This is a genomic window from Polaromonas sp. P3_B1 (assembly GCF_056402935.1).
Genome location: NZ_JBFUGK010000003.1, coordinates 25,953 through 38,700, shown reverse-complemented (window position 1 = coordinate 38,700; position 12,748 = coordinate 25,953). Strand labels below are relative to the sequence as shown.

The following is a 12,748-nucleotide window of genomic DNA, read 5'->3' as shown; positions in this document are numbered from 1 at the left end:
GCCCGCCTGCACCGTCTGCACGCATTTGTAATTAAAACTGTCTAAAAACCCCGCTACCAACCACTGGCATGAGTTATGCCTTTGCCCTCCGAATGTTACGGATTGTTGGCTGATTGCAAGAAAGGCGGGCATGTATGCACTTGAAGAGCTTTGCGGCGTGGGGTCTGTCGATCTGGGTCTGCATGGCCTGCCACCAGGCCATGGCACAAGCGCCCGCCGCACCGGCCGCCGCTTCCGCTTCGGCCGCGGCTGCGGCCAGCGCGGCCTCCGAAGCCGCAGCGACCGCAGCTGCTCCCACGGCACAGCCGGCGCCCCCCGCGCCTGCGGCGCCGGCTCCCGTGGCGGCCGCATCAGCCCCGCCGCCTCCCGCGCCCCTGACCCAGCCGGGCCTGGTGGGGGCCGAAACTCTCAACGGTGCCGACACCGCCTGGATGATGACGTCCACCGCGCTGGTGCTGCTCATGACGCTTCCGGGCATCGCCCTCTTTTACGGCGGCATGGTGCGCAGGAAAAGCGTACTCAATGTCATGGCAAGCGTCGTCGCCATCTGTGCTGTCGTGAGTCTCTTGTGGTTTGCCGTCGGCTATTCGATCGCTTTCACGCCCGGCAGCGGTGCCTGGGGCCATTACCTGGGCGGTGCCGAGCGCTTCTGGTTTGCCGGACTTGACTATGTGAAGGACGCGCAGAAGGTCGCGGTCAGCCACGTCGCGCCCAACATCCCGGAATCGGTTTACGCGATGTTCCAGCTGACCTTCGCCATCATCACCGCGGCGCTGGTGGTCGGCTCTTTTGTCGAGCGCATGCGCTTTTCGGCGATGCTGATTTTCATGTCGCTGTGGACGGTCGTCGTCTATGCCCCGATCGCCCATTGGGTGTGGGAGCCCAACGGCTGGCTGGCCCGCATGGGCGCGCTGGATTTTGCCGGCGGCTCGGTGGTGCACATCAATGCCGGTATCGCCGGGCTGGTCTGTGCCTATGCGCTCGGCCCGCGCCGCGGATACGGCCGTGAGCCCTTCACGCCCTTCAACCTGGGCCTGACCATGGCCGGCGCCGGCATGCTGTGGGTGGGTTGGTTCGGCTTCAACGCCGGCTCCGCCGTGGCCTCCGACGGCCGGGCGGGGCTGGCGATGGCGGTCACCCACATCGCGGCCGCGGCCGGCGCCCTGTCGTGGATGGCGGCCGAGTGGGCGGTGCGCGGGCGGCCCTCGCTGCTGGGCCTGTGCTCGGGCCTGGTGGCCGGCCTGGTCGCGATCACGCCGGCCGCCGGTTTTGTCTCACCGCGCGCGGCGCTGGTGTTCGGCGTGGCCGCCGGGCTGGCCTGCTACTGGGGTGCCACCGGCCTGAAGCGCCTGCTCGATGCCGACGACTCGCTGGACGTGTTTGGCGTGCATGGGGTGGGCGGCATTGTGGGCTCACTGCTCACCGGCGTGTTCGCCAGCAAGGCCATCTCGGGGGCGCAGGGCAATGTGCTGACGCAGGCCATAGGCGCGGGCTCGGTCATGCTGTACAGCCTGTTCATGACGGCGCTGGCCCTGTGGATCACCTCGCTGATCGTCAGCCTGCGCGTCAGCGAGGCTTCCGAGAGCGACGGCCTGGACATCACCCAGCATGCCGAACGCCTGGGCACCTGATTGGCCGGCATTTCACCTTGAAGGACACCACACCATGCCTTCCAATGAAAAAATCGCCATCGCTGCCCATCTGCATGTGTTGCTGCGCCGCAAGACCGGCCGGGTGACGGACACCGAATGGATGGCCGGCAACCTTGAGTACGCGGCCGAGATAGCGCGCTTTGCACGCGAGAAGGCGGCCGAGGAAGGCCACCCCGACCTGGCCGTCTGGGCCGACAGGCTGGAAGAGATCATGGCCGAGCCCGAACCCAAGCCGCGCCTGCCCTTGGTCCAGATGGTGTCGGACGCCTTGAAAGAGCGCGGCCCGACCGTGGTGGCCGCGCCGCCGCAGGCGGACCGCCAGAGCGCGCGCTCCATCGACACCGAGGAAGAGGTTTATCCGGAGTCAGGCTTTATTGAGTCCACTTTCGGCGCGATCTTCGGCGAAGAGGGCCACCGCGAACGCAAGCAGCGCGACCCGAACGCGCCGCGCTATGTGAAAGGCCTTCGCTAGGAGGCCGGGCTGCTAGTTCGCCGGTTGCGTTTGCCGCGCGCGGTTCAGGCTGTGCGCCAGCATGTTGCGGGTGCGTGTGCGGATATTGGCGCTGGCTTCTTCCGCGAAGGCGGCCACATAGGGATGGCCCGCGTTGTCGGCCAGGATGCTGTGCCGCACCTGCTCCAGGCCGGCATCGCAGGCGGCCAGGGCCGTGTCAGCGAGCACAAAAACGGACTGGGCCGTGTCGGCTTTCAGCGGCAGCAGGGCCTGGTCGGCGCAGCGCTGGTAGTCGTTGATAGCCGCCGCCACCGGGGCGCGGGCAATCGACAGCGGGTCCTGGCTGGTCCGCGGCGCCGAACCGCAGGCGGACAGGGCCATCAGCAGGGCGGAGATCAGGGAAAAGGGCAGGTGCTTCATGCGTGCGCATTGTGTCATCGCTATGCGAATCCAGTCGGCTGCCGCCATGCGGCAAGGATGTAAGGCAAACCGATTAAGGGTAATCACAAGCGCAGGTTTCAGGTGCGGGCGTTAGCATGCCAGTCATATAAGGGGGAGCTTATGTTGCGCACGGGAATGACATTGATATGGGCGGCCGGCCTGCTCGGGCCGGGCCTTGTGCTGGCCCAGGCTCCGGCCCCCGCCCAGCAATTGGTGCTGGGTATCAGCGAAGGCACCTCGGGCGGCCTGGACCATGCCCAGGTGATCGCCAAATACCAGGGCCTGGCTGAAGTGATCGGCAAAGCCATGAAGGCCAAGGTGAGTGTGGTGTTCGCGCGCGAATTCAAGCAGCTGGAAGAAGGCATGCAGACCGGCCGCTTCGACCTGGTGATGGCCCGCCCCAGCGATTACCCGGCGCGCGGCATGCGCGACTACGGCTACAGCTACATCGCCAGCACCAAACCCGACGGGCAATGCTTCATCATCGCGCCCAAGGGGTCCGAGCTGAAGACGATTGATGATGTCAAGGGCAAGCGCATCGCCCTGCCCGAGCAGATCGCTTACATGTCGCGCTTTTGCGCCGCCGAACTGCGCGACAAGGGCATCCTGGTGGGCAAGGAAAACGTGCAGTTCGTGCGCGAGCAGGCCGCTGTCGGCTTCTACCTGKACAACAAATTCGCCGATGTGGGCGGCGTGGCGTCCTATTCAGGCATCGCCAGGAAGTGGGAAAAGGAGGGCGGCCGCATCATCCACAAGAGCGTGCCCCAGCCCTACTTTCCGATGGTGGCCCACAAGCGCATCAAGCCCGAGCAGCTCAAGGCCATCCAGGAAGAGCTGATGGCGCTGCCCGGCAGCGAGGCCGGCAAAGACGTGCTCAAGCGCATCGGTGTCGAACAGTTCGACACCACGTCCGAGCCCCGCATGCGCGAGCTGCTCAAGTGGCTCAATATCTGAGCCTTCGCTGATTCCAACCCTCCTGCGGCCAGCCTGAACCGGGCTGCGCCCCTGGGGCTGCCTCCGGCCGCCCGCAGCCGCCCGCGCGCCTGTTCCGCCTTGCTGCGACTCGCCTCTCCTTTTCCGGCCCCTAGGGTTTTCACTGCCTAAAAACCCGCCCGGCTTCGTTGTAATAGTTATGAATCATAATCATAATTGGCTTCACTGAAAAACCTCTTATGACCCAAAAACACCTAGTTCTCGATATGCGCGGCGACATCGCCGTGATTCGCCTGGCGCGCCCCGCCAAGCGCAATGCCCTGGGCGACGCCCTGGTGCTGGCGCTGCGCGACCTGTTTGAAACCCTGCCGTCCACCGCCAGGGCCGCCGTTATCCACGGTGAGGGCGACCACTTCTGCGCCGGCCTGGACCTCAGCGAACTGCAGGAACGCGACGCCAGCCAGGGGCTGCACCACTCGCGCATGTGGCATGCCGCGCTGGACCGCCTGCAGTACGGCCCCGTGCCCGTGATCGCAGCCCTGCATGGCGCGGTGGTCGGCGGCGGCCTGGAGCTGGCGAGTGCCTGCCACATACGGGTCGCCGACGAAAGTGCTTTTTACGCCTTGCCTGAAGGCTCGCGCGGCATCTTTGTGGGCGGCGGCGGCGCGGTGCGCATCCCGCGCCTGATAGGCACGGCCCGCATGACGGACATGATGCTGACCGGCCGCGTCTACAACGCCCAGGACGGCGAACGCATAGGCCTGGCGCAATACCTGGTGCCGCAAGGCCAGGCCTTCGACAAGGCGCTGGAGCTGGCCGCACAGGTCGCGAAAAACGCGCCGCTGACCAACTACGCCCTGATGCACGCCTTGCCGCGCATCGCCGAACAGCCGGCCGACCAGGGATTCTTCACCGAGGCCCTGATGGCCGCGGTGGCGCAAAGCGCGCCCGAGGCCAAGGACCGTGTGAAAGACTTTCTCATTGGCAAGGCCGCCAAGGTGAAGAAAACCTGATCCCGCCGGTGGGCGCTGCGCGAAGGGCCCGGCGAGAAGAGACGCCAAAACAGAAAACAGAAGAGACAAGAGACAAAGAGACCATCATGAGCGCCCCCAAATTCCGCCCCCTGCGCTTTGGCGTGACCCGTGCCGTGCTGCGCGAAGGCCGGCCCGGCGTCCGCTACCTTCGTGCCGACCAGGACCTGAAAGACTACCCCGCCCGCATCACTGACAAGCTTCAACATTGGGCGCAGGTTGCGCCTGAGCGCAGCTTCATGGCGCGGCGCGAAAAGCTGGCTGATGGAAGGACCGGCGAGTGGCGGCACCTCAGCTACGCCCAGGCCTGGGCGGCGGCGCGCAGCATCGCCCAGGGATTGCTGGACCGCGGCCTCAGCACCGAGCGGCCCGTGGTGATACTGTCCGAGAACGGCCTGGAGCACGCGCAGCTGGCCCTGGGTTGCCTGGTGGCCGGCGTGCCCTTTGTGCCCGTGTCGCCGCCGTACTCGCTGGTCAGCCAGGACTACGACAAGCTGCGCCACGTCATCAAGACCGTGACTCCCGGGCTGGTGTTTGCCGCCGATGCGGAACGTTACGGCAAGGCCATACAGGCCGTGCTGGAGCCCGGGGTCGAGGTGCTGCTGGGCGCGGGGCAGATCGAGGGCCGCGCCAGCACGCGCTTTGCGGACCTGGCCGCCACACCGGCGACGGACGCGGTGGACCGCGCCATGCAGGCCACCGGGCCGGACACCATCGTCAAATTCCTGTTTACCAGCGGCTCCACCAAACTGCCCAAGGCGGTGATCAACACGCAGCGCATGTGGTGCGCCAACCAGCAGCAGATGGCGCAGTCCATGCCGGTGCTGGCAGAGCAGCCGCTGGTGCTCGTCGACTGGCTTCCGTGGAACCACACCTTCGGCGGCAACCACAACTTCGGCATGGCGCTGTTCCATGGCGGGACGCTCTATATCGACGACGGAAAGCCCACGCCCGCGCTCATGCACGAAACCCTGCGCAACCTGCGTGAGATCGCCCCTACGGTCTACTTCAATGTGCCGACAGGTTTTGAAGCCATCGCCAACGCCATGAAGACAGACGCGCAACTGCGGCGCAATCTGCTGTCCCGGGTCAAGATGTTCTTCTACGCCGGCGCCGCGCTGGCCCAACCGGTGTGGGACAGCCTCTATGAATCGCAGGAACAGGAAATCGGCGAACGCATTGTCATGGTGACCGGCCTGGGCATGACCGAGTCCGCGCCGTTTGCGATTTTCGTGACCAGCCCCGAGGTGAAGAGCGGCGACCTGGGCGTGCCCACGCCCGGCATGGAGCTCAAGCTGGCCGACGTGGACGGCAAGACCGAGGTGCGATACAAGGGCCCCAACGTCACCCCCGGCTACTGGCGTGCGGGCAAAGAGACGGCGGAAGCTTTTGACGAAGAGGGTTTCTTCTGCACCGGTGACGCTGTCAAATGGATTGACGAGGGCAACATTCACCTCGGGCTCAAGTTCGACGGGCGCATCGCCGAAGACTTCAAGCTCGCCACCGGCACTTTTGTCAGCGTGGGCCCGTTGCGCGCAAAAATCGTCGCGGCAGGGGCGCCCTATGTGCAGGACGTTGTCCTGACGGGCATCAACCTCAAGGAAGTCGGCGCGCTGGTTTTTCCGACACCCGCGGTGCGCGCGCTGGCCGGGCTTGCGCCCGAGGCGCCGATGCGCGAGGTGCTCGAGTGCGAACAGGTGGTCGCGCATTTCCAGGACATGCTGGACAAGCTTGCGCAGCACGCCACCGGAAGCGCCAGCTGCATAGGCCGCCTGCTCCTGATGCACGAGCCGCCTTCATTCGACAAGGGCGAGGTCACCGACAAGGGCTCCATCAACCAGCGCGCCGTGCTCACGCACCGCGAGGCGCTGGTGGCGGCCCTGCATGACGACACCGCGCATCCCATCCTCAAACCCGCCATACGCTGAAACCACGAACCCCACCACCATGCAATCCAAAGGATTTTTCTCCGCTTTCAACGACGTCTGGATACTGGCCGGCATGCGCACGCCCATGGTCGACTACTGCGGCGCCCTCGGCCACATATCGCCCACCGACCTCGGCATCAAGGCCGCGCGCGCCGTGCTGCAGCGCTGCGGCGTCAGCGCCGGCGATATCGACTCGGTGATTGCCGGCAACATGGCGCCCGGCGATTTTGAGCAATTCATGCTGCCGCGCCATATCGGCCTGTACGCCGGCGTGCCGGTGGAGGTGCCGGCCATCATGGTGCAGCGCATCTGCGGAACGGGATTCGAATTGTTCAGGCAGGCGGGCGAGCAGATCCAGAGCGGTGCGGCCAACGTGGCGCTGGTCGTCGGCGCCGAAAGCATGACGCGCAACCCGATCGCCGCTTTCGAGCACCGCACCGGTTTCAAGCTCGGCGCGCCGGTCGGCTTCAAGGACTTCATGTGGGAGGCCCTCAGAGACTCGGCCGCCGGCATCGACATGATCCAGACCGCCGAAAACCTCGCGAAGAAATACGGCATCACGCGGCAAGAGGTCGATGAATTTGCATCAAGCTCTTTCTCCAAGGCCGTGGCGGCCCGTGAAGCCGGCTTCCATGCGGGCGAAATCGTGCCGGTGGTCAGCGAGAAGTTCGATCTCACCGGCTATGCCTCGCGCGGCATCACTTTGCAGGGCAAGATTACGGAAGTCGCGCAGGACACCCACGCGCGGCCGTCCCCGGTCGAGGTGCTGGCCAAGCTCAGGGTGGTGCATCCCGGTGGTGTGCAGACCGGCGGCAACAGCGCGGCGCTGGTGGACGCAGCCGCGGCGGCTGTGGTGGCCTCAGGCGCCTATGTGAAGACCCGCAATGAAAAACCGCTGGCCCGGGTAGTGGCCGCCGCGGTGGTGGGTGTGCCACCCGAGATCATGGGAATAGGCCCGGCCCCCGCGATCCGCTTGCTGCTGGAGCGCTGCGGTCTGACGCTGGACCAGATCGGCCGCTTTGAAATCAACGAGGCCCAGGGCGCGCAGACGCTGGCGGTTGCGCGCGAGCTGGGCCTGGACCTGGCCAGGCTCAACGTCAACGGCGGTGCGATCGCCATGGGGCATCCGCTGGCCGTGACCGGTGTGCGGCTCACGGTCACCGTCGCCCGGGAAATGCAACGCGCGGGTGTGCGCTACGGCATTGCCTCTGCCTGCGTGGGCGGCGGCCAGGGCATTGCCCTGCTGCTTGAAAACCCGGAGGCGAACTGACATGAACATTCAAGGACTCGCGGCACTCGTTACCGGCGGTGGCTCGGGGCTGGGCGAAGCTACGGCACGGGAACTGGCGCGCCTGGGCGCCAAGGTCGCCGTGCTGGACATCAACCTTGCCAACGCGGAAAAAGTCGCCGCCGACATCTGCACGGCCCAAGGCGCGGGCGCGGCACTGGCCTGCCACTGCGACATCACCGACAGCGCCAGCGTACAGGCTGCACTCGACAAGGCGGCTGGTGCGCACGGCCCGGCCCGCATCCTGATGAATATCGCCGGCATAGGCACAGCCAAGCGCATCGTGGCCAAGGACGGCACGCCGGCGCCGCTGGAGGACTTTGCCAGGGTGGTCACCATCAACCTGGTCGGCAGCTACAACGTGAGCCGGCTGTTCGCGGCCGCCTGCGCCAAGCTCGCTCCGCTGGAAGATGGCCAGCGCGGCGTCATGATGTTCACCGCATCGGTGGCCGCCTTCGACGGCCAGGTCGGGCAACAGGCCTACAGCGCCTCCAAGGCAGGCCTGGCCGGCATGACGCTGCCCATGGCGCGCGACCTCGCGCAGCATGGCATCCGTGTCTGCACGGTGGCGCCTGGCCTCTTCGCCACACCGCTGATGGCGCAGCTGCCCGAAGCCGTCCAGGCTTCGCTGGCTGCCAGCATTCCCTTTCCACCGCGCCTGGGCAAGCCGCAGGAGTTCGCGCAGCTGGCGGTGCACATCGTGAACAACGACCACCTGAACGGCGAAGTCATACGCCTGGACGGTGCGCTGCGCATGGCGCCAAGGTGAGCCGCATGGAAAAAACCATTGTTTATGAAGTGAAGGTTGCGTTCGGCGACTGCGATCCTGCGGGGATCGTGTTCTTCCCCAATTTCTCGCGCTGGATGGACGCCGCATCGCTGAACTTTTTCATGGCCTGCGGCGTGCCGCCCTGGCGGGAACTGGTCAAGACCACCGGCATCGTCGGCACCCCGCTGCTGGAGATCAACACCAAATTCAGCCAGCCCGCCACCTACGGCGAGACCTTGCGTATCCACACCAGTGTGGAGGAATGGCGGGACAAGGTGTTCATCCAGCGGCATGTGATCCGCCGCGGCGAGGATTTGATCTGCGAAGGGCGGGAAACGCGCGCCTTCTGCATACGCCACCCCGACAAACCCGACCGTATGAAGGCCATTGCCGTGCCCCCGGACATACGCCGCCAATGCAGCTGAAGGAATGTGACTGACGCGTCCGGAGATGTCCGGCGCCTCGCGGATTTTGCTTTTCGACCCGTGGACTTAACTACAAGGAGACATCTCATGCAAACACGTCGTCATTTTGTGCAGAGCGCAGCGGCGCTTTCCGCGGCCGCTCTAGCGCCTTTCCCGGCTCTGGCCGCGCCGCTCGAACTGGTCAAGATTCTTTACGGCTTTCCGGCCGGCAGCGCGGGCGACATCTGCGCGCGCCGTGTGGGCGACCGCCTTGGCGGCACAGCCTATTCCAAAAATAACGGCATCGTGGACACCAAGACCGGTGCCGGCGGCCGCATCGCGCTGGAGGTGCTCAAGACGGCGCCGGCGGACGGATCGGTGCTGGCGATGAGCCCGTTCTCCTGCCTGTCGCTGTACCCGCACATCTACAAAAAACTGTCCTACGACCCGTTCGCGGATTTCGTCACGGTGGGCACCGCCTCCATGATTCACCATGGGCTGGCCGTCGGGCCGCTGGTGCCGGCCTCGGTCAAGACCGTGCAGGATTTTCTCGCCTGGGCCAAGGCCAACCCCAAGGACGCGAGTTACGGCTCGCCCGCCGCGGGCTCGACCCCGCACTTCATCGGCGCCTTGCTGGGCCTGAACAACCACGTGGAGCTCAAGCACGTGCCCTACCGCGGCTCGGTGCCCGGCGTGACCGATGTGGTCGGCGGCCAGCTCGCTGCGATGGTGACGCCGCACGGTGACTTCATTCCCAACCACAAGGCCGGCAGGCTGCGCATCCTGGCCACCTCGGGAAAGCAGCGTTCACCCTTTGTGCCCGAGGTGCCGACCTTCGCCGAACAGGGCTTTGCCGACCTGACGGTGGAAGAGTGGTTCGGTTTCTACGCGCCCGCCAAAACACCGGCCAACATGGTTGCCGCGGCCAACGCCGCCATCAATGCCGCCATCCAGGACAAAACCGTTATCGAGTCGCTCACGGTGGTGGGGTTGATTCCCTACGGCGGCACCGCGGAGGACATGGCCGTCAGCCAGAAGCGCGAGTTCGAGCGCTGGGGACCGCTGATCAAAAAAGTCGGCTTCACCGCGGAGTCCTGATGTCCCGCGGCGCGTGGCCGCCCTGGGCCGCCCGCCGGACGCGTTGGCATAATCAGGGCTCTACCGGCCACATGCCCGTGCAGCAGTGTTGCCCGATAACGAAAGCGCCCTGATTCCCTATGCCAGCGTCGTCCAAACTCGCCCTCGCCCCAGCGATAGAGGAGGTTGATACCTCTTATCTCGAAACCTTGATGGGCTACAACGCCACGCGTGCTTCCCTCAAGGTCATTGAGCTGTTCAGCAAGCGCATGGCGGTCTACGACTTGCGGCACGTGGACTTTTCCATCCTGTCGCTGATCACGCACAACCCCGGCATCACCTCGCGCCAGCTGTGCGGCGCGCTCAGCATCCTGCCGCCCAACCTCGTCGGGAAAATCGTCACGCTGGAAAAGCGCAAGCTGGTGCACCGCAAGCCGCACCCGCAAGACGGCCGCGCCGTGGGGCTTTACCTCACTGCCGAAGGTGAAGCGCTGATGCGCGACGCGGAGAGCACCGCCGTCGACCTTGAAACCGAGGCCACCCAGCGTCTGAGCGCTGCGGAAAAGAAGACGCTGATGCGCCTTCTGCAAAAAATCTACCGTTGAGCTGCGCGGCCCCGTTTAGACATTGAACAGGCTCTTAGATCCCGGCCTGGATCCAGGCCGCCGCCTTCTCCGCGATCATCAACGTCGGTGAATTGGTGTTGCCGCTGGTGATCAGCGGCATCACGCCAGCATCCACCACGCGCAGGCCGCGAATGCCGCGCACCCTGAGGTGCGAGTCGACCACCGCCATGGGGTCATCGTCACGTCCCATTTTGGTCGTGCCCACCGGGTGGAAGATGGTGGTGGCGATGTCGCCGGCCAGCCGCGTGAGCTCCTCGTCCGTCTGGAACTGCACGCCCGGCTTGAACTCCTCGGGCTGGTATTTGGCCAGCGCACCCTGGCTCACGATCTTGCGCGTCACGCGCAGCGAATCGGCCGCCACCTGGCGGTCCTCGGCCGTGCTCAGGTAGTTGGGCGCGATGGCCGGCGCGTCCTCGAATCGACCGCTCTTGATGTGCACCGTGCCGCGGCTGGTCGGGTTGAGGTTGCAGACGCTGGCGGTGAAGGCGTTGAAGCCGTGCAGCGGCTCGCCGAAAGCTTCCAGCGACAGCGGTTGCACGTGGTACTGGATGTTGGGATAGGGCTGGTCGGGCGAGCTGCGCGTGAACGCGCCCAGCTGCGAGGGCGCCATGCTCATGGGGCCGGTCTGGCGCAGCGCGTATTCCAGCCCGATGCGCGCCTTGCCCCACAGCGAATTGGCCATGGTGTTGAGCGACAGGCCCCAGCGCTTGTCGCCGTGCACCTTGTAGACCGAGCGGATCTGCAGGTGGTCCTGCAGGTTGGCGCCCACGCCGGGCAGGTCCTGCAGCACGGGGATGCCGTGCTGCTGCAGCAGGGCCGCCGGGCCTATGCCCGAGAGCTGCAGGATTTGCGGCGAGCCAATGCTGCCCGCGCACAGAATGACTTCACCCATGGGGCCGGAGTCACGCGTGGCGCGCGCCGTGACGCGCTCCGTGCCGGCCCACACCTCCACGCCGGTACAGCGCTGGCCGCCGTCGGCCTGCGTCTCTATCACCAGCTTGCAGACCTGGGCGTTGTTCCACAGCTCGAAATTGGGGCGCGCGTAGCAGGCGGGCCGCAAAAAGGCCTTGGCGGTGTTCCAGCGCCAGCCGCTTTTCTGGTTGACCTCGAAGTAGCCCACGCCCTCGTTGTCGCCGCGGTTGAAGTCGCCGCTGGCCGGTATGCCGGCCTGCTGCGCCGCTTCGGCGAAGGCGTCCAGGATGTCCCAGCGCAGGCGCTGCTTTTCGACACGCCATTCACCGCCGGCATTGCGGTGGCGCAGCACCTTCTGGTAGGGCTGGCTCTTGTCCGCCATCAGCTCGGGCGCCGTGCCGCGCGCGCCGTGCATCGCGTCGGCGCCCTTGTGGTGGTCCTCGTGCAGCTTGAATTGCGGCAGGGCATTTTCCCAGCGCCAGGCCATGTCGCCGGTCAGCTGGGCCCACTGGTCGTAGTCGCGCGCCTGGCCCCGCATATAAATCATGCCGTTGATACTGGAGCAGCCGCCCAGGGTCTTGCCGCGCGGATAGCGCAGCGCCCGGCCGTTGAGCCCGGCGTCCGGCTCGGTGTTGTAAAGCCAGTCGGTGCGCGGGTTGCCGATGCAGTACAGATAGCCCACGGGGATGTGGATCCAGTGGTAATCGTCCTTGCGGCCCGCCTCGATCAGCAGCACGCGCTTGGATGCGTCGGCGCTCAGGCGGTTGGCCAGCAGGCAGCCCGCGGTGCCGGCACCGATGATGATGTAGTCAAAAACCTGGCTCTCGTCTTGCATGGGTGCTTTGTCTCTTTGTTCGGCGCTTGTTCTGGGGATGCCGGGTATTGGGGCGGCGCATGCCGCCTGCCGCATGGTGCCAGCCCAGCCTAACGCGGGGCTGACCGCTAGGCGTTGGCCGATTGTGGCAAAACCGCAGCGGCTGGACGGCGGGGATTACCCGCTGGGCTTTCGAATTGCTCCTTCCCCCGCTGGGGGAAGCTTGGCCTGTCCTGAGCTTGTCGAAGGGGGATGGGGGCCGGCGGCGGTTGATACTTCGCAGTACGGAGTTGAGGTCGCTGGCCCCCACCCCCGCCCTCCCCCAGCGGGGGAGGGAGTAAGAAGGAGGCGCGCGGATGAGAGACGAATCCCGATGTAGGACCAAGGCGACAGCAGTGGCGAGCGGGCTGCAACGGCGTTTT

At 65.8% G+C, this 12,748-nt stretch carries 12 protein-coding genes; 10 read left to right on the top strand and 2 right to left on the bottom strand.

What is annotated here, in order from left to right; genetic code table 11:
• The first annotated feature begins 134 nt into the window (after positions 1 to 134).
• Together AC1DXS_RS02635 and AC1DXS_RS02630 are read left to right on the top strand one after the other, a co-directional pair.
• A complete protein-coding gene (locus AC1DXS_RS02635; RefSeq protein WP_477736026.1) occupies positions 135 to 1,631 on the top strand; it encodes an ammonium transporter in 1,497 nt (498 codons plus the stop codon).
• 34 nt (positions 1,632 to 1,665) lie between these two features.
• Positions 1,666 to 2,124, top strand: coding sequence for a hypothetical protein (locus AC1DXS_RS02630; protein ID WP_477736025.1), 459 nt, complete (start codon positions 1,666 to 1,668; stop codon positions 2,122 to 2,124).
• A gap of 12 nt (positions 2,125 to 2,136) precedes the next feature.
• On the opposite strand, the gene AC1DXS_RS02625 is transcribed toward AC1DXS_RS02630, so the two are convergent.
• Positions 2,137 to 2,523 carry a hypothetical protein gene (locus AC1DXS_RS02625; RefSeq protein WP_477736024.1) on the bottom strand — a complete coding sequence of 129 codons (387 nt, stop codon included), beginning with the start codon at positions 2,521 to 2,523 and terminating at the stop codon, positions 2,137 to 2,139.
• A 156-nt stretch (positions 2,524 to 2,679) separates the two neighbouring features.
• Between AC1DXS_RS02625 and AC1DXS_RS02620 the strand changes: the two genes are divergently transcribed.
• The 8 genes from AC1DXS_RS02620 to AC1DXS_RS02585 all read left to right on the top strand — a co-directional run bounded on the left by AC1DXS_RS02620 (position 2,680) and on the right by AC1DXS_RS02585 (position 10,579).
• The gene (locus tag AC1DXS_RS02620) at positions 2,680 to 3,498 is read left to right on the top strand and encodes a phosphate/phosphite/phosphonate ABC transporter substrate-binding protein (protein WP_477736023.1); all 819 of its coding nucleotides are present in this window, start codon (positions 2,680 to 2,682) and stop codon (positions 3,496 to 3,498) included.
• 218 nt (positions 3,499 to 3,716) lie between these two features.
• A complete protein-coding gene (locus AC1DXS_RS02615) occupies positions 3,717 to 4,490 on the top strand; it encodes a crotonase/enoyl-CoA hydratase family protein (protein WP_477736022.1) in 774 nt (257 codons plus the stop codon).
• Positions 4,491 to 4,576: 86 nt separating this feature from the next.
• Complete coding sequence (locus AC1DXS_RS02610) at positions 4,577 to 6,436, top strand: feruloyl-CoA synthase (protein WP_477736021.1); 1,860 nt, start codon at positions 4,577 to 4,579, stop codon at positions 6,434 to 6,436.
• A gap of 19 nt (positions 6,437 to 6,455) precedes the next feature.
• Positions 6,456 to 7,706: a thiolase family protein gene (locus AC1DXS_RS02605; protein ID WP_477736020.1), complete on the top strand. Its 1,251-nt coding sequence runs from the start codon at positions 6,456 to 6,458 to the stop codon at positions 7,704 to 7,706.
• Position 7,707: 1 nt separating this feature from the next.
• Positions 7,708 to 8,493: an SDR family NAD(P)-dependent oxidoreductase gene (locus AC1DXS_RS02600; RefSeq protein ID WP_477736019.1), complete on the top strand. Its 786-nt coding sequence runs from the start codon at positions 7,708 to 7,710 to the stop codon at positions 8,491 to 8,493.
• A gap of 5 nt (positions 8,494 to 8,498) precedes the next feature.
• The gene (locus AC1DXS_RS02595) at positions 8,499 to 8,918 is read left to right on the top strand and encodes an acyl-CoA thioesterase (RefSeq protein ID WP_413330633.1); all 420 of its coding nucleotides are present in this window, start codon (positions 8,499 to 8,501) and stop codon (positions 8,916 to 8,918) included.
• A gap of 87 nt (positions 8,919 to 9,005) precedes the next feature.
• The gene (locus AC1DXS_RS02590) at positions 9,006 to 9,995 is read left to right on the top strand and encodes a Bug family tripartite tricarboxylate transporter substrate binding protein (RefSeq protein ID WP_477736018.1); all 990 of its coding nucleotides are present in this window, start codon (positions 9,006 to 9,008) and stop codon (positions 9,993 to 9,995) included.
• A gap of 119 nt (positions 9,996 to 10,114) precedes the next feature.
• Positions 10,115 to 10,579: a MarR family winged helix-turn-helix transcriptional regulator gene (locus tag AC1DXS_RS02585; protein ID WP_477736017.1), complete on the top strand. Its 465-nt coding sequence runs from the start codon at positions 10,115 to 10,117 to the stop codon at positions 10,577 to 10,579.
• A 34-nt stretch (positions 10,580 to 10,613) separates the two neighbouring features.
• Here AC1DXS_RS02585 and AC1DXS_RS02580 read toward each other — a convergent pair whose 3' ends face one another.
• Positions 10,614 to 12,347 (bottom strand): GMC family oxidoreductase, encoded by a 1,734-nt coding sequence (locus AC1DXS_RS02580; protein ID WP_477736016.1) that lies wholly within the window; start codon positions 12,345 to 12,347, stop codon positions 10,614 to 10,616.
• Between the last annotated feature and the right edge of the window lie 401 nt (positions 12,348 to 12,748).